The organism is Neolewinella maritima, from assembly GCF_923081025.1.
Taxonomy (GTDB): domain Bacteria; phylum Bacteroidota; class Bacteroidia; order Chitinophagales; family Saprospiraceae; genus Neolewinella; species Neolewinella maritima.
Genome location: NZ_CAKLPZ010000005.1, coordinates 204,233 through 220,651, shown reverse-complemented (window position 1 = coordinate 220,651; position 16,419 = coordinate 204,233). Strand labels below are relative to the sequence as shown.

At 61.3% G+C, this 16,419-nt stretch carries 18 protein-coding genes; 10 read left to right on the top strand and 8 right to left on the bottom strand.

Annotation, left to right across the window (positions count from 1 at the left end; genetic code table 11):
* Positions 1 to 8: 8 nt before the first annotated feature.
* From MJQ68_RS16760 to MJQ68_RS16745, 4 genes are all read right to left on the bottom strand, one after another.
* Positions 9 to 1,265: a hypothetical protein gene (locus MJQ68_RS16760; RefSeq protein ID WP_238752313.1), complete on the bottom strand. Its 1,257-nt coding sequence runs from the start codon at positions 1,263 to 1,265 to the stop codon at positions 9 to 11.
* Positions 1,266 to 1,345: 80 nt separating this feature from the next.
* A complete protein-coding gene (locus MJQ68_RS16755) occupies positions 1,346 to 2,695 on the bottom strand; it encodes a cryptochrome/photolyase family protein (protein WP_238752312.1) in 1,350 nt (449 codons plus the stop codon).
* Positions 2,696 to 2,790: 95 nt separating this feature from the next.
* Entirely contained in the window at positions 2,791 to 3,126 is a 336-nt protein-coding gene (locus MJQ68_RS16750; protein ID WP_238752311.1) for a phosphoribosylpyrophosphate synthetase, read from the bottom strand.
* Between the two features lie 63 nt (positions 3,127 to 3,189).
* Positions 3,190 to 3,822 (bottom strand): porin family protein, encoded by a 633-nt coding sequence (locus MJQ68_RS16745; protein WP_238752310.1) that lies wholly within the window; start codon positions 3,820 to 3,822, stop codon positions 3,190 to 3,192.
* A gap of 106 nt (positions 3,823 to 3,928) precedes the next feature.
* Between MJQ68_RS16745 and MJQ68_RS16740 the strand changes: the two genes are divergently transcribed.
* Positions 3,929 to 4,726 carry a hypothetical protein gene (locus tag MJQ68_RS16740; RefSeq protein ID WP_238752309.1) on the top strand — a complete coding sequence of 266 codons (798 nt, stop codon included), beginning with the start codon at positions 3,929 to 3,931 and terminating at the stop codon, positions 4,724 to 4,726.
* A 72-nt stretch (positions 4,727 to 4,798) separates the two neighbouring features.
* A complete protein-coding gene (locus MJQ68_RS16735; RefSeq protein ID WP_238752308.1) occupies positions 4,799 to 5,536 on the top strand; it encodes a glucosaminidase domain-containing protein in 738 nt (245 codons plus the stop codon).
* 86 nt (positions 5,537 to 5,622) lie between these two features.
* On the opposite strand, the gene MJQ68_RS16730 is transcribed toward MJQ68_RS16735, so the two are convergent.
* Positions 5,623 to 6,033 carry a DUF5606 family protein gene (locus tag MJQ68_RS16730; RefSeq protein ID WP_238752307.1) on the bottom strand — a complete coding sequence of 137 codons (411 nt, stop codon included), beginning with the start codon at positions 6,031 to 6,033 and terminating at the stop codon, positions 5,623 to 5,625.
* A 52-nt stretch (positions 6,034 to 6,085) separates the two neighbouring features.
* Between MJQ68_RS16730 and MJQ68_RS16725 the strand changes: the two genes are divergently transcribed.
* Positions 6,086 to 6,595, top strand: coding sequence for an NADPH-dependent FMN reductase (locus tag MJQ68_RS16725; protein WP_238752306.1), 510 nt, complete (start codon positions 6,086 to 6,088; stop codon positions 6,593 to 6,595).
* A gap of 367 nt (positions 6,596 to 6,962) precedes the next feature.
* On the opposite strand, the gene MJQ68_RS16720 is transcribed toward MJQ68_RS16725, so the two are convergent.
* Positions 6,963 to 8,957: an alpha-ketoacid dehydrogenase subunit alpha/beta gene (locus tag MJQ68_RS16720; RefSeq protein WP_238752305.1), complete on the bottom strand. Its 1,995-nt coding sequence runs from the start codon at positions 8,955 to 8,957 to the stop codon at positions 6,963 to 6,965.
* A gap of 185 nt (positions 8,958 to 9,142) precedes the next feature.
* On the opposite strand from MJQ68_RS16720, the gene MJQ68_RS16715 reads away from it, so the two are divergent.
* The 3 genes from MJQ68_RS16715 (at position 9,143) to MJQ68_RS16705 (ending at position 11,292) form a co-directional block, all read left to right on the top strand.
* Positions 9,143 to 9,553 carry an ester cyclase gene (locus MJQ68_RS16715; protein WP_238752304.1) on the top strand — a complete coding sequence of 137 codons (411 nt, stop codon included), beginning with the start codon at positions 9,143 to 9,145 and terminating at the stop codon, positions 9,551 to 9,553.
* A gap of 199 nt (positions 9,554 to 9,752) precedes the next feature.
* The gene (locus MJQ68_RS16710) at positions 9,753 to 10,496 is read left to right on the top strand and encodes a nuclear transport factor 2 family protein (RefSeq protein ID WP_238752303.1); all 744 of its coding nucleotides are present in this window, start codon (positions 9,753 to 9,755) and stop codon (positions 10,494 to 10,496) included.
* A gap of 103 nt (positions 10,497 to 10,599) precedes the next feature.
* On the top strand, positions 10,600 to 11,292 hold the full coding sequence (locus tag MJQ68_RS16705) for an NUDIX hydrolase (protein ID WP_238752302.1): 693 nt from the start codon (positions 10,600 to 10,602) through the stop codon (positions 11,290 to 11,292).
* A gap of 181 nt (positions 11,293 to 11,473) precedes the next feature.
* On the opposite strand, the gene MJQ68_RS16700 is transcribed toward MJQ68_RS16705, so the two are convergent.
* On the bottom strand, positions 11,474 to 12,217 hold the full coding sequence (locus MJQ68_RS16700; protein ID WP_238752301.1) for a 3-keto-disaccharide hydrolase: 744 nt from the start codon (positions 12,215 to 12,217) through the stop codon (positions 11,474 to 11,476).
* A 36-nt stretch (positions 12,218 to 12,253) separates the two neighbouring features.
* Here MJQ68_RS16700 and MJQ68_RS16695 point away from each other — a divergent pair, with 36 nt between their 5' ends.
* Together MJQ68_RS16695 and MJQ68_RS16690 are read left to right on the top strand one after the other, a co-directional pair.
* Positions 12,254 to 12,712: a DUF1569 domain-containing protein gene (locus MJQ68_RS16695; protein ID WP_238752300.1), complete on the top strand. Its 459-nt coding sequence runs from the start codon at positions 12,254 to 12,256 to the stop codon at positions 12,710 to 12,712.
* 55 nt (positions 12,713 to 12,767) lie between these two features.
* Positions 12,768 to 14,447, top strand: a complete 1,680-nt coding sequence (locus MJQ68_RS16690) for a DUF885 domain-containing protein (protein WP_238752299.1) — start codon at positions 12,768 to 12,770, stop codon at positions 14,445 to 14,447.
* Here the strand turns inward: MJQ68_RS16690 and MJQ68_RS16685 are convergent.
* On the bottom strand, positions 14,444 to 14,689 hold the full coding sequence (locus tag MJQ68_RS16685; RefSeq protein WP_238752298.1) for a hypothetical protein: 246 nt from the start codon (positions 14,687 to 14,689) through the stop codon (positions 14,444 to 14,446). The genes MJQ68_RS16690 and MJQ68_RS16685 overlap by 4 nt on opposite strands.
* 217 nt (positions 14,690 to 14,906) lie before the next feature.
* Between MJQ68_RS16685 and MJQ68_RS16680 the strand changes: the two genes are divergently transcribed.
* Together MJQ68_RS16680 and MJQ68_RS16675 are read left to right on the top strand one after the other, a co-directional pair.
* On the top strand, positions 14,907 to 15,131 hold the full coding sequence (locus MJQ68_RS16680; RefSeq protein ID WP_238752297.1) for a hypothetical protein: 225 nt from the start codon (positions 14,907 to 14,909) through the stop codon (positions 15,129 to 15,131).
* Between the two features lie 81 nt (positions 15,132 to 15,212).
* Positions 15,213 to 16,274, top strand: coding sequence for a hypothetical protein (locus MJQ68_RS16675; protein WP_238752296.1), 1,062 nt, complete (start codon positions 15,213 to 15,215; stop codon positions 16,272 to 16,274).
* Positions 16,275 to 16,419: the final 145 nt, after the last annotated feature.

Genomic DNA, 16,419 nt, shown 5'->3' with positions numbered 1-16,419 from the left:
CACGATCGCTAGAGCCGGGTGTTGATGACGTTATTGAACAGGGAGCCGAAGGTGTAGCTGAAGCCTACGCTGATGTCGGCACTGTAGCTGGTGGCTAGTTGGGTGATACCCAGCAGGCGGTCCTGCTCGGAGATCTCGCGGGCGGGCAGACTGATCTGGTCATTGATGATGTCGTAGCTGCCGCCGATATTGAAGCTCAGGCCCTTGATGATGCGCACGTCGGCCCGGGCGTCGAGCGACAGCCGGTTCTTGCTGAAGTCGTCCATGTAGTTGGCCGCCGAGATACCCGCGAATACCTGACCCCAGCGCTGGCGCAGCCGCAGGTCGATATCCAGACTCTGGCGCACCAGGCTCTCCTGGGTCTGGAAAAAGACGGTCGTGTCGGTGTAAGTATTCCGTACCCAGCCCATCCGGTAGGCCACCGTGAATTCCTTGAAGGGCACCTGATTGTAGTCGAAAATATTATACTCGATGGCCGGGGCCAGGAAGATGCCCAGGTCGATGTTGCGGTAGGTGGAGGAGTTGGCGCTGCCCAGAATGCCCACCGACCAGTGGTTGCTGATGCTCTTGACCACCTTGCCGTCGAACCACTGATCGCGGCGTACGGAGGTGATGGGCTCACCCTGCGACTGGTTGATCTTTTCTATGCGGTAGAAGAAGTTGGGGCTGAAGCGGAGGCGCCAGTCAGGGGTGGTGCGGTCGGCCTCGAAGCCCAGCCGCACCTGCGTCTTGCTGCGCTGACTTTCCTTGCTGGTGAAGAAGCTGGCGGAGGTCTCGAAGATCCAGTTGTTCCAGCCGTCACTGCTGCCGCCACCGCTACCGCTGCCGTCGGCTTCCTCTTCACTCACTTCCGGCTCCGGCGGGGCCTGGGCGGTGAGGTCGACCAGATCGGCATAGGTGGTGCCGGCCAGGAAACCGGCCAGACCGAGCTCGATGCGTTTGTTGAGGTATTCGTCGCGCTCCAGGCTGGTCATCACCGCGGTGGTGGAGACCTTAAAGCTCAGGCTGTTTTCGGCCAGTTGCTGCTGCCCCTTGAACTGCAGGTCGTACACGCGGCCTCCGTTGCTGAGGTAGTTGGTGACGATGAAGAGGTTCACCTGCGCGTTGACCGGATCGATGGTGTGGTTGACGTAGTTGAGCTCCTGTTTGAGCAGCGTCTTATTGCACTCGCAGTCGGTGAACAGGTTGAGGCGAGTCTGCCCGTACGCCGAGGTGACTACCATCAGTAGCAGCACCAGGCAACTGGCGACGGGCAAAATTTTCATTAGCTGGGTAGTTAAAGCGCAAAATTAGTTCGCCGGGGCTGCACGCGGCCACCCCATTCGCACCCCATTTACGTACAAGCCTAACTTTCTCGTGCCTCGGTGAGTGCTTTTTTATACACCCGCAGTGCCCGGTCCCGGCCAAACTTGTGCTCCACAAGCGGCTCGCTGGGGTAGTCGTCCGTATCGTACTCGGGTACCCACTCCTTGACGTAGGCGTAATCCTTATCAAACTTCACCTGCTGGCTGTGGTGATTGAAGATGCGGAAGTACGGCTGGGCATCCGCGCCGCTGCCGGCCGCCCACTGCCAGCCGCCGTTGTTGCTGGCCAGCTCGTAGTCGAGCAGCTTATCGGCGAAGTAGCCCTCCCCCCAGCGCCAGTCGATGAGCAGGTGCTTGACCAGGTAGCTGGCCGTGATCATGCGCACGCGGTTGTGCATCCAGCCGATGGTGTTGAGCTGCCGCATGCCGGCATCCACCAGGGGTACACCCGTCCGGCCCTCGCACCAGGCCTGGAACTGTTCCTCATCGTTGACCCAGGGGATGGTATCGTACTCCCGGCGGTAGCTCTCGTCCACCACCCGGGGAAAGGCCTGTAGGACGTTGGAGTAGAAATCCCGCCAGATCAGCTCCCGGAAGAAGGTATCGTCCTCGAGCTGCATGGCCCGCAGCATCTTGGCCCGTATGCTCACCGTACCGTGCCGCAGGTGGTGGCTGATGCGGCTGGTACCGTCCGTCGTAGCGGGGTAGTCACGGGTGCTGTGGTAGTGCTTCAGTGTTTCGTCAGAGGCTTCCTTGGGCGGAATCTCTATCTCGGTAGGAGTAAAGCCCATCTCCTCCAGCGTAGGCACCGGACTGGGCGCTTTGCCGGGCAGCAGATTGCCGGCGTACTTCTCGGTGGGGTAGGGCTTGAGGTAGTAGCTGATGTCCTCTCCCTCATACGTACTCATGCGCGTAGCGAGTTGCTTGCGCCAGCGCTTCATGTAGGGGGTATAGACGGTATAGGGGCCGCCGGCCTGCTTCTGCACCTCGTCGGATTCGAAGATCACGTGGTCCTTGAAGTGATAGAAGGGGATATCGTGCTCATCGAGCAGCTCCTTCACGGCCAGGTCGCGGGCGATGGCGTAGGGCTCGTAGTCACGGTTGGTGTATACGGCCGTAGGCTGGTGTGCATCCCGTAGCTCCCGTAGGATCTCGACGGGGTGCCCGTAGTACGCCCGCAGATCACTGCCATGTGCCCGGTAGGCCTCGGCCAGTTCGACCACGCTGCGCTGGATAAATTCTACCCGCACGTCCGTCTTGCTCGGCAGCTTATCCAGGATGTTGCGGTCGAAGATGAAGATGGGCAGGACGGGGTCGCCGGTCTTGAGCGCGCGGTAGAGGCCGGCATTGTCGCTGAAGCGGAGGTCACGGCGGTGCCAGAAGATCGTCATGGGGATAGTGCTGTAGTGGGGTAGTGCTGTAGTTCTGTACCGGTATCACTAATGGTGCACTACAGAACTACAGGACTACAGTACCACCATACTAGTTACACCTCGTCCGGGTCCTCGTATTCAACGCGAAACTTCTCGATCATCTCCGTGGAGAGGCTGTCGGCGTATACCCCGTAGGCGTCTACCAGCAGGCCTTTGGTGCCGTCAGCGGCCTCGATGCCATAGAGTACCGAGTTGTCGCCCGCGCTGCTCATCCCCTCGAAGCGGTAGGCGTGGGTGATGGTGAAGTCCTCCGGCTTGTAGTTGTTCTTATTCTGCTTGCACTCCAGGTACTCTTCCTTCTGGTTGAAGTCTTTATCGTAGCCCTTGCTTTTCAGGTCTTCGATGGCGAAGGAGAGGCTTTCGTAGGGGTTATCGTTGATGATCGGCACGTGCGTCGGATTTGGATTGTGGAGGTATAAGGTAGCTAAGGCCGTGCTAGTTCGCTGCCCCGCTCACAAGGCGAAAAACAGCGCCGCCTGCCCCCCGTACCCCTGCCGGATGCTGGTGGATGCCTGACTCTCCCCGGGCTTGATCAGGTTACTGAACCCCTGTAGGTAGCGACCGTCCACCTGTAGGGTTACGGGACCCAGCTCCACGTTCAGTCCCACCCCGGCCCGCAGCCCGTAGTTGATGCGGCCGGGCAGGGGGCGGCCGCGGTAGCTGTTGTCCGGCTCGGTATTGGTGCCGGTGTTGAAGTCAGCGGGGAGTAGCTCTTCCTCCGACAGCGGTACCGATACATAAGGACCCAGCTGGATCAATGGCTGCACCAGCCCGCGCCCGATACTGAACTGCGTCAGGAGCTGCAGCTCGGCGTAGCGGGTCCGTCGTTCGTAGCGGGTGGATTCTCCCCCGTAGGTTTCCTCCCAGCCGGCCTCCACGTAGTTCACTTCCGCCTGGAAACCCACGAGCTGTTTGTCGAAGTAGCGCAGGGCCAGTCCGTAGCTGCGGCCGGGCAGGGTCTGCACGTTCACGCTGGGGGTGAAGTCTACTTCGTGCAGCATATAGCCTCCGGTCACACCCACCTGCAGGCGGGAGACTACGGCACTGCTATCCGTCTGCGAACACAGCACCTGCGGCCCCGCCATAGCCAGTACGAACAGCAGAAAAAGAAGCGGGCGCGTGCGCGGGTGCGGAGAAAGTGGGGGGGAGGCGATAAAAGTGCGGGCTTTATGCGTTAAAGGTATTGTGAGGATGCGGCTCGTCATGATACTGTGGTGCGTAGCGTGGGCAATACCCGCGCTGGCCCAGTCGTCGGTGGGGGTGGCCGACTTCTTCCTCGACCCCGTCGGCAAGCCCTACTTCCTGCTCGACGACGACCGCCTGGTAACCGCTAACCCCCTCGGTGCCAACACCTACAGCTGGTACGACAGCAGCCTCGGCTCGCCCGACTACGTGGACGTGACCAACCCCTTCCAGATCCTGGTGTACTACCGCGACTACGGCACGGTGGTAGTACTGGACCGCACGCTGAGCGAACTAGACCGCCTGGACCTGTTCGGCAACCCCGCCATCGAACAACCCGGGGTGATCGCACGCAGCTACGACAATGGCATCTGGGTGTTCGACAACTGGGCCTACCGCCTGCTGCGCCTCGACGACCGCGGGCAGGTAGACCAGCAAACCAATAACCTCCGCCTGCAGCTCGACGAGCCGGGAGAGCCGACCGCCCTGTTCGTAGACCGCAATACGGTCATGCTCTACTTCCCCGATGTGGGCCGCCTGGCGGTATTCACCAACTACGGACAGTTTCGCCGCTGGATCGAGCTACCCGACGCCGAATCCGTCTCCTGGAACGCTCCCCGACTACTCGGCACCGGCAGTACCGGCAACTGGATCTGGCAGCCCGGACAGCTCGCCGTCACACCCCTCGACGGTCTGCCGGAAACCCTGGCTGCGGAACGTCGCATACGCGTTGGCCCCGGCGGTTACCTGAGCGCCGAGCCTAGCACCCTAGGTCTGCGACTGACCGAGTTTGCCGAAAAAAACTAATCAAACAATTTGTTTGATTAGTTGGAATGGTGTAGCTTTGTCACATCGTATTGTAGATAAAGGTTGCAAAAAATGAAACGTGAATTAACTCGCCTGACGGCCTTCGTCGGCCGGCACTGGCTGCGTATTGGACTGATTGTAGGAGCGCTGATGCTGCTGTCGCAGAAGCAGGTCAACTTCAACGTAAAACTCGGCCATCCGGACCTCAACGGCACCCCCGCCACCGTACCGCTGCAGCCCACCGATCCGGTAGCCGGGGAGGAGCCGCCGCTGCTGCTGTCGGAAGACGGTCCGTCCATGGTAGCCCGGGCGGGTGGCTTCTTCTCCCGCTTCAATTTCTTCGGCGCCGGAGGCGATGCGGCAGACCGGGTCGACCTGCTTGCTTTACAGGGAGACGTGCGTATACGGGGCTTTGTCGAGCGCTTCGGCCACGTGGCGCAGGCGGAACAGGACAAGTTTGGCATTCCGGCCAGCGTGATCCTTGCCCTGGGACTACTAAATAGCGAGGCGGGGCAGGCACCGACCAGTCAGCAGCTCAATAACTACTTCGCGCTGACCTGCGACCGCGGCTGGTCGGGACAGACGGGGCAGGTAGCCGGCAGTTGCCAGCGGCAGTATGAATCGGCCTGGGCCAGCTTCCGGGACTTCAGTACCTACCTGACCTCCGGGTCCTACACCCGGCTACAGCAGTTCGATGCGCGGGATTACCGCCGCTGGGCCCTAGGACTAGAAGAGCTAGGCTATCGGGGCGCTACCGCAGCAGAGATTGTACGGGTAGTGGAGGGGTACGGCTTGGCTCGCTTTGACTGAGTTAAACACAGATCACTCAGATTGAGGCACAGATTCGTCGCGGGATAAAAAACGATCCGCGTTTAATCCGTGAAATCCGTGTTTAACTATTCCTCCTCCCCATCATTCAGCTGAGCGAACAGGTCCTGGTCCAGCATAAAGTGGTACCACTTGAGCAGGCGCTTGATGTCACTGGCGTGGACGCGGTCCTTATCGTAGGTAGGTAGTACGTCTTCGAGGTATTCAAAAAGATCGGCACTGGGGGCATTGGGGGCGGGCGCGGGATTATCCTCGTGCTGCTCCTGCATGCGCTCGAAGACCTTGCGGAGCCCTTCGGCGTCTCCGTCCTCGGTGTATACGGCCATGCTTTCCAGGGGGGCGAACTGGTGCTTACGGGCCGGGGCGAAGCGGCGCTTCTTGGTATCGAGGGCTTCTACGATGAGGCCGCCCTTGCGTTCGGTGACGACGGTATAGAGTCCGGGCAGGCTGCTGACGGCGATGAGGTCCGAGAATTTCATGGTGCGTATGGTTAGTGGGGCGAAGGTAGTGCGGTGCGCGCTAGCTTGTGGCATGCGTTACCTGACCCTCTCCGGCTCCCCCGCCCCCGACAGTGCCAACTCCCGCTTCCTCGCCGCACTCGCTGCACTGACGGAGCATACCGTGCAGCCCGCCCCGAACCCCGCCGACCTGCCCGTCTTCCAGCCCGCTCGCGACCGTGCGCCGTGGCCGGCCTCCGTGCTGTCTTTCCGCGCGGCCGTGGCAGATGCCTCGGCCGTCATCATCTCCACGCCCGCCTACCTGCACAATATGCCCGCCGTACTGAAGAATGCCCTCGAATGGCTGACTAGCTCTGGCGAGTTCCACGAGAAGCCGACGCTCGTCTTCACCCTCACCCCCCACGCGCCACGGGGTGAGCGGGCGCGGCAGTCCCTCCTCTGGTCCCTCGAAGCGCTGAACGCCCGCGTAGTAGCGGAAACGGGGCTCTACCGGGCGGATCTGACGTACGCGGAAGATGGTACCCTCCTCCCGGGCCCCACCCACGAATTGCTCACCGAAGCGCTAAAGCTGCTCCACCCCTAGGTCGAGGCGTTGTACGCCGAGTGTATGCTGCCACCCGCCTGTACTCGCCGTACAACGGCTCGACCTTGAGGATGACCGCCTCTGGGCTAGGCTCAGGTCGAGGCGTTGTACGCCGAGTGTATGCCGCTACCCGCCTGTGCTCGCCGTGCAACGGCTCGACCTTGAGGATGACCGACTCTGAGCTAGGCTCAGGTCGAGGCGTTGCACGCCGAGCGTATGCCGATGCTGGGAAAACTAAGGTCGAGGGCCTCCGGTCCGAGCACACACACAGCTACCGCCCGTCAGAGACTCGGACCGGAGGCCACTCGACCTTTGCTCCTGGTGATAGGTCGAGGCGTTGCCTGTACTCGCCGTACAACGGCTCGACCTAGTAGGCCAGCAATTCAGTGATGGCATCTATCAGCCGGCTTTTGGGGAGGTACTGGTCCTCGAGTCCACCGGCAAAGGGCACCGGCGTATTCAGGCTAGCTACCCGCCGTACCGGGGCGTCCAGCTGCTCGAAGCAGTGCTCGCCGATCCAGGCGGCCAGCTCGCCGCCGAACCCACCGGTCAGGGAAGCTTCGTGAAGTACGATGACACGACTGGTCTTCGCTACCGTAGCACGGATAGCGGCGTAATCCAGCGGGGCCAGACTGCGCAAGTCCACGATCTCCAGGTCCGCGCCGGTAGATTCCGCGGCGGCGGTGGCCCAGTGTACGCCCGCGCCGTAGGTGATCACGCTCAGGGCAGCACCCGGACGTACGATCCGCGCCCTGCCCAGCTCGGCGATCACTAGCCCCTCCGGCACCTCACCGGACAGGGAGCGGTACAACGCCTTATGCTCGAAGTACAGCACCGGGTTCGGATCATGCAGGGCCGCCAGCAGCAGGGTCTTGGCGTCTTCCGGGGTGCTGGGGTAGACGATCTTCAGTCCCGGCACGGCGGTGAACCAGCTTTCCATCGTCTGACTGTGGAAGGGCCCGGCCCCTACGCCGCCGCCCACGGGCAGACGGATCGTCACGTCGGCCGCCTGTCCCCAGCGGTAGTGCAGCTTGGCCAGGTTATTGACGATCTGGTTGAAGCCGCAGGTCACGAAATCGCCAAACTGCATTTCCACCATCGCCTTGCCCCCGCCGATCGCGTAGCCCAGGGCCGCGCCGATCACCCCGCTCTCGCAAAGGGGAGTATTGCGGACCCGCCCGGCCCCGAAGTCCTCCAAAAAGCCGTCCGTGATCTTGAATACCCCGCCGTAATCGGCGATGTCCTGGCCCATCAGCACCAGTTCGGGGTAGGCGCGCATGCCCTCCCGCAGTCCGTCGCTGATCGCATCGATGAAGCGCAGTTCGCGGGAGGCAGCAGCGGGAGTAGGCGCGGGCGCGATCGCGGGTGCAAAGAGATCCTCCAACTCCTCCGCTACGGCTGGCTGCACATTGGGTAGCTCCGCCGCCGCGGCCAGGGCGGTTTCGATCTCGGCCTTAATGCTGGCGGTGAGTGTAGCCGTGTGCTCTTCGGTGAGCAGCTCGCGGTCGCGCAGGTAGTCGCTGAAGGTGTCCAGCGGATCGCGTGCCTGCCAGCGTTCGATGAGCTCGTCGGGTACGTACTTCACGCCGCTGGCCTCCTCGTGGCCCCGTACGCGGAAGGTGCGGCATTCGACGAGTACGGGGGCGGGATCGTGCCGCAGCTCTTCGGCCAGTTGGCGGATGGTCTCATAGACCTCGAGTACGTTGTTGCCGTCGATGCTCAGTCCGCGCATGCCGTAGCCTACGGCGCGGTCGGCCAGGCTATCGCAGGCGTACTGCTCACTGACCGGGGTGGACAGGCCGTAGCCATTGTTTTCGATCACGAAGATGACCGGCAGCTTCCAGACGGCGGCGATGTTGAGGGCCTCGTGGAAGTCGCCCTCGCTGGTGCCCCCGTCTCCGGTGAAGGCCAGACTGACCTTGGCCTCCCCGCGTAGCTTATGGCCCAGGGCCGTACCTACCGCCAGGGCCAGTTGGGGGCCGAGGTGACTGATCATACCTACGATATGGTGCGCCGCGCTACCGAAGTGAAAGCTGCGGTCGCGCCCCTTGGTGAAGCCCGCCGGCTTGCCCTGCCACTGCGCGAACAGCTGCAGCAGCGGCACCTGCCGGCTGGTGAATACCCCCAGGTTGCGGTGCATGGTGAAAATGTACTCGTCGGGCTCCAGGGCCAGGGTACAGCCTACACTGATGGCTTCCTGTCCGATGCCGGAGAACCACTTGGAAATGACCCCGCCCCGGAGTTGCTTCAGCATCTTTTCTTCGATGAGGCGGGGGCGCAGGAGGTGCTCGTACAGGCGAAGGAGGGTGGCGGCATCCAGGGAATGGCCGGCGTAGGACAGCGGTGCGGGCGTGGCAGTCATGCCGCCAAGGTACGGGGATCAGCGTTTTGCCACCGGCCGCAATGCCAAGTCCTATGACCTTTTGACGGGGGGCCGCTTTGCCGCCGTTGACGTCGACCGATCCGGACGACGCACTTCGCTATCGGACCAGCGCAACCGAACAATCGTCTCCGCAATCCCTTGGGGTAGCACGAATACCAATCACTATGACCAACCAAGCAGCCCAAAAGAAATTCGGCGAAGCCGTCAATACCGGAAAACTGGAAATGGTCCGCGACGTCGTTGCGGCAGACGCAGTAGACCACGACCCCGCACCCGATCAACAGCAGGGACCCCAGGGATTTATCGATTTCTTCACCATGATGCGTACCGCCTTTCCCGACCTCCATCTCGACGTCGAGCACATGGTCACGGACGAGGACAACGTTTCCTTTGCCTACACCGTCTCGGGCACCCACCGCGGGCCCTTCATGGGACTGGAGCCGACGGGAAAATCCTTTAGCGTACGGGGCCTGCAAATCGGCCGCTTTGAAAACGGCCAACTGAAGGAGCGTTGGGGAAGCTCGGATGAGTTGGGTATCCTTAAGCAATTGGGTGCAAGGGAGATTCCCCAATAGCAAATAGATCAGGCACCGATAGGGTAGCCGGAAAAAAATTACCTTTCAGGTTTTCCGCTACACCGATCATGTTATGGTACGTCGCATTCCGACTTTACTACTGCTCTTCTCGCTGTCGGGTTTGCTGCCCGGGCAATCCAGCCCCCGCACCACGCTCCGCCAGCTGTTCGACGGGATGCGCTAAGCCGACACGACCGGCATGTCCGCCCTCTTTCATCCCGCAGCGGATCTTCATTCCGTAAGCATCGATGAAGCGGGCCGGACGCGGGTGCAACGGGGCGACCTGACAAAGTGGATGGAAGGGATCGCCGCAGCGCAAGCCGGTATGCTCGACGAGCAGCTTCACTACACCAGTATCCGCATCGACGCGCGTTTGGCTACGGCCTGGACGCCTTACACCTTCGTACTGAACGGCGAGGTCAGCCACTGCGGCACCAATGCCTTCCAACTGGCCCAAACGGGAGCGGACAGTAGCTGGCAGATCCTGCATATCGTAGACACCAGGCATACGGAGGGCTGTACCCTATTCAGCCCAAAACCCGCCGTGGAGCAACTGCAGGAATTGGCCAACGAGTGGCACTACGCCGCCGCCCGCGCCGATGCCGCAGCCTACTTTGGGATGATGACGGATGAGGCCGTATACATCGGTACTGACCCGGCCGAGCACTGGACGAAAGCCGAATTTCAAGCATTCGCCACCCCCTATTTCACTGCGGGAGAGGCCTGGGACTTTACGGCGGTGGAGCGGCACGTGTTTTATGACCCGGACAGCGATACGGCCTACTGGGACGAATTACTCGATACCTGGATGGGCCCCTGCCGGGGTACCGCCATCGCCAAACGGGATCCGGTGGGTAACTGGCGAATCGCACACTACACCCTGAGTGTAGCCGTACCGAACGAACGGATGGAAGCCTACCGCAAACTGATCGGTGTGGAGTGATCAATTACCCGGCGTGGCCGATAATAGCATGTATTCGTTAGAACACCATTATCACTTTTTTGGTTAAAGAAAGGCCGAAACGGCTATGTGCACTTAACTATTTATGGCTAAACATACTCACCCGGATCGACTGCTACTGGCCGTCGATTGCATCATTATTGGTTTTCTAAACGGGCAACTAAATTTACTAGTCACCCGGCGGGATCAGGAGCCGCGGCTCGGAGAATGGTCGCTTATGGGAGGGCTCGTCGTAAAGGGCGAATCGATCGACGCAGCTGCCGCCCGGGTGACCCACGAACTGACCGGCCTCGAGAACGTCTACCTGGAACAATTCCAGGCCTTTGGTGATGTGGGGCGGACCGAGGAAGAGCGTACCGTATCGCTGGCCTACTATGCACTGGTCAATCAGGAGAGTGCCACAAGTCAGCTCTCGGAGCACCACGATGCACGCTGGGTATCGATCAGGGACGTGCCGGCCCTGGTCTTCGATCATAATAAAATGGTGGAAGCCGCACTGGTACGACTACGCTACCGGGCCACCCACGAGCCGGTGGCCTTCGCGCTGCTACCGAAAAAATTCACGCTTACGCAGCTACAATCGCTGTACGAAGCGATCTTCGACCGGCCCATCGATCCGGGCAACTTCCGCCGGCGTCTGCGCAAGATGGACTACCTCGAGCGGCAGAACGAGAAGGATGTCACCACCTCGCGTAAGGGCTCGTGGTACTATACCTACAATGCCGAGGTGTACGAAGAGATGAAAGCCGCCGGGGAGGAATTTCTGCTAAAGCCGTAAAGGCCACCCCCTTCACAACGTACCGCAGGGCGCCTACTGTCTAGATATGGCACGTAATGCCACATTAATCAGGGCATTACTATGGAGCAGGACCTACATCAATGGTTCAAAACTCAGCAATGAAAATCCTCACCCTTTTAGCTGCATTGCTTTCCCTTTTCACATACACTATCCGCCCGGCCTACAGCGCCTCGATCCACACATTTCGGTAATACACTTCCGCTCCCTCGGCCTGCAGACCGATCGGGCCCGCGGTGAGGGGTATCCATTGGTCGTCCGTACTGCCCGGGCGGCGGGTATCGGTGATGGTGTTAACGTGATGGCCGTTGACGTAGAAGCTAGCCGTAGGGCCGTCGACCTCCAGCTCGATGGTATTCCAGCCGGGTTGCTCGTAGGAGGCGCTGCGGGTAAAACGGACGTAGCGCTCGCCGGTGCGGATCTGCTCCGCGCCGTCCGGGGCGAAGTCATTTCCTTGGCCGCGCCGCGAGGTGGCCCGCGTACCGATCAGCCAGGCATCACCCGTATCGCCTTCCTGGATCTGGCACTCGAGGCTGGAGGGCCAAAAGATCGTGGTGTCGAATACGTGAAATAGTACGCCCGCGTCGCGGACGGCTTCGGTACGCGGGGCAAATTTCTTCTCCCCCCACTTGTACTCTATGTGGAGGCGGTAGCGGGTGTAACTGCTGTCGCTGACCAGGGCAGCGAAGGGCTGTGCGCTACCGGCCTCGGGTGTGCCGAGGACATGAAGCAGACTGTCTTCCCAGACGAAGTAAGGCTGATCAGCCGTAGGGATGGGCCCCTGGTCGCGGACGATGATGTGCCAGCCGGTCAGGGCCGCGTCGGTGAGTAGCGGGGTGCGGTCAGTCTGCGCGAAGGCCGGGGTGGTGAACAGCAGCAGAACGACGAGCAGATGGGGTCCTATCATATGCCTAAATTAGTCCGCGAGCCGTACATTAGGCGAATGACCTACCGCTCCACCTTCGCTCCGGAAACCCTTGCCGACAACCTGGCCCGCCTGGATCGCCTGCGGCCGGATACCCGCCCCCAGTGGGGAAAGATGAACGCCGCCCAGATGCTGGCTCACCTCAACGTCGCCTACGATATGGAGACCGGGGCCGTGGTGGTGAAGAACAATTTCATATCGCGCTTCCTGATCCGCACCTTCGCCAAATCGATCGTCACCGGCCCCAAGCCCTACAAAAAAAATAGCCGCACCGCTCCGCAGTTCATCATCAGCGACGAGCGGGATTTCGCGCGGGAAAAAGAGAAGCTGATCGGCCACCTGAAGCGGGTAGCCGCGGGCGGGGAGGCAGGCTACGAGGGGAAGGAGAACGAATCCTTCGGCAAACTCTCGGCGGAGGAGTGGAGTACCATGTACCAGAAGCACCTGGAGCACCACTTCGCACAGTTCGGACTGTGAGTTCGATTCGCCTGTCATTCTATCCGGTCCGAACCTGTACTCGCCCTTCCTAGCTATGCCTCTATTTCTATTCTTTTTAGTTCTCTGCGTAGCGTCCAGTCTGTCGGCTCAGTCCGATTCCGCCCGGCTGGAAAACACCCTCACGGCCTACCTCACCTTCGACCAGCTGAGTACCGGACTGCCCTGGCGACTGGATACCGAGCAAAGTACGCCCGGACAGATCGCCGCCCTGACCAGCTTCCGCGAGGCCCTGCCCGACCGCGACCGGCTGAGCGACCGGCAGCGGATCGACCGCGACCTGCTGGCCTACGTACTCGACGACCGCATGTACCGCCTGCGGTTCGGCCACCACCTGCTGCCGCTCGATGCCGAGGGTGGTTTTCTGGCCGAGATCATCTACCGCTTCAGCGGCCGGCGGGTGGCTACGGAGGCCGACTACCGCAAGTACCTCAACGACCTGCGCACCCTGCCCGACTACCTGCGCGGTCAGGAGGCGAATCTGCGCCGCGGACTCGCACAGGGTAAGGTCCATCCCCGCCGCGTGGTGGAGCTGAACCTGGCGCTGATCGACCGGCAACTGGCCAGCCCGGTAGGGGAGGGGCTGTTCGCCGATCCCCCGGAGCGGGCCGACTGGAAGCAAACCGCAGTGACCATCACGCGCGACACCATCTACCCCGCCTACGCCCACCTGCGCCGCTTCCTGGCCGAGGAGTACCTGCCCGCGCTGCCCGAGGAGATCGGCATCGCGGCGATCACCGACGGCCGGGACTTTTACCGGCAGCGCATCCGCTACTTCACCTCCGACTCACTGGCTACGCCCGAGAGCGTTTTTGCCACCGGCGAGCGGGAGGTCGCGCGGATTCGGGCCGAGATGGATACGGTGATCGCCCGCACGGGCTTTACCGGTTCCTTCAGCGACTTTCTTTTGCACCTGCGCACCGCCGCCCAATTTTACGCTGCTTCGCCGCAGGACTTACTGGACCGCGCCAGCTGGATTACTAACCGCATACAGACCGCCGCGCCGCGCTACTTCAGTACCCTGCCCCGGATGCCGCTGGTGGTAGCGCCCGTGCCCGCGGCCCTGGCGCCGAACTACACCGGGGGCCGCTACAGTCAAGGATCCTACGATACGCGCCGGGCCGGACAGTTCTGGGTAAACACCTACGACCTGCCGAGCCGGCCGCTGTACACCCTGCCGGCCCTGGCGCTGCACGAGGGGGTGCCGGGCCACCACACGCAGATCATGCTGGCCGCGGAGCTGGAGGGACTGTCGGACTTCCGGCGCGACCTCTACCTATCGGCCTTCGGGGAGGGGTGGGGCCTGTACGCCGAATACCTGGGGCAGGAGATGGGCGTGTACGAGACCGACTATGATGAATTTGGCCGCCTCACCTACGAGATGTGGCGGGCCTGCCGCCTGGTGGTGGATCCGGGCATGCACTACTTCGGCTGGTCGCGCGAGCGGGCGGTGGCCTACATGGCGGAGCATACGGCGCTGTCGCTGCGGGAGGTCAACTCCGAGGTGGACCGCTACATCGGCTGGCCGGGGCAGGCGGTGAGCTACAAGATGGGCGAGCTGAAGATCCGCGCCCTACGCAAAGAGGCCGAAGCCGCCCTGGGGGCACGCTTCGACCTCGCTGCATTTCATGCGGTGGTACTGGGCAGTGGGGCGGTAACGATGTCGCTACTCGCTGAGCACGTGCGCCGGTACGTGGCCGCTGAGCTGGTGGACTAGTCCTCCTCCATTTCCATGGGCTCACCCAGGGCCGAGTACTCCATTTCGAACTCCTCGCCGTTGAACTCGAACTCCACTTCGTAGTGGTCGCCGTCTTCTTCCCACTCCACGTCGGTGGCACCGGGGTAGGAGGCTTCGAAGGCACTCTGCACTACGGCGGGTACTTCTACGGCAGCGGCGGTCTCTGCCTCGCAGGCAAACAGGGCAAAGGCAAATAGGGTAAAGAGGATAGACTTAATCATAGTAAGGTGGTTTGGTGAAGGTGAGTCGACGCATCCAGGACGTCCGGGCGGGGCGCCGCGGGTGCGAAGAGTTCGAGTGAAACAGCAAAGGCGGGGGGATGTGGTGTGCGCATGGTAAATAATCGTTAAAAGTGAGTTTGGCGGGGTGCAGGCTATTGCGTGCTGTACCCGTCTGCGTATAGCTTTACGCATCGTTTCACACCAAAAATATTTTGTCATGCGTCACATTAATCTATGTGTTTTGCTGTGTCTTAGCCTAATCGGATACGGGCAAATGCAGCGTGGCGATCGCCTGCTTCGCCTGGAATCTCCACTGTATCTCGAGCCCATTGGAGCCACCCCGCTGGATGGGGACAACCTGGCCCGCCTGGAGTACAACTCCCGCTACGAGATCGGACTGCTAAACGCGGGAGTCAACTTTGGTATCCAGTTCGTGCTTTAGCCTGGATTGGCAGGCCTACGGGTCGGTTAGGATCAGTAATCCTTCGAAGTAGTAGTGTCGTTTACCCTAAAACCCCGTACCGTGCGATTTTTTGGCCTTATTTTAAGTCTATTAGTCACCGCTTCCGTATCCGCCCAGATACAGCGCGGCGACCGCTTCCTATCGGTGGATGGCCGGGCCGGAGCCTCCCTTACGGGGGCTTCGGTCACCCCCTTGGTTTCGGGGGATCTGGGCGGGATCGTATTGCCCGGCACCTTTAGTGAAGGGCTGGCGTACGCTACACCGGCCTACGGCCTTGCGCTCACCGATCGGCTGATCGTGGGGGGATCCCTGACCGCGGTGCACCCCTTCGGGAGCAGAAGCGATATAGGAAGTATCGGTCTATCCCCCTACCTCCGCTACTACGGCATCAATCGCGCGCAGCTGGGAGTATACGGGCAGGTAATGACGGGATTGGGGTACCGCAACGGAGACCTTACCGGCCCTGACGCGGTGACCGTAGGCGCTGGCTTACAGCTGCCCCTCGCGGTGGGAGCACGTTTTGGTCCCTCTGTGGATTACGTCATCGGTGGAGCCGGGAACACGCTCGAACTGGGGATCAGGGTCGAGCTTATTCTGGGAAGGAACAACCGGCTGCAGGAAGCTGCGGTGGGTAGTTTCAGCAAGGGGGCCATCATGCTGGGCAGTCAGTTTGTCGGGGCGGTAGTGCGTGAAGACGTGAGTTCGGCGGGAGTAGTGGTAGGGGGGCATTACTTTCTTACCGACCGACTGACCGCCGCACCGACCATAGGCATGGAGGGCTACCAGACGGACTTTAGCCGGCCTAATGTCACCCGCATCACTACGCTGCGCAACTACGCGGTCGGTCTGAGCAGCCGCTATTACCTTACCACCGAGCGGCACCTGCTGTGGTTCGCGGAGGCCGGAGTGGGCTACCAGACGAATTACTCCCGCCGCGACTTCGGCAACGGCGAGATCCGGTCGAGTAGCGATGTATTCTTACTGACGGCGAGTGCCGGGGGGCAGTTGTTTATTCGGGATAATGTGGCTTTGGAGGCCGGTCCGCAGTTTCGGCGCTTTTTCGGTGACGGAGTTAATTACAGCCTGTTCAGCCTAAACGGGGGTATCCGGTTTTTACTCTAGGTATCGCACGAGAGGCTGTTTTGCTGTCCCCGGAGAGGGGACCCTGGCACAGTAAGGCCCTTGTTGCCGCCTGCGCCGACCGCTACGAACCTCGCTCGGGTTAGGGCTTTAGCTTCCGCTACTACAGGCAATTAGGCTTATGATT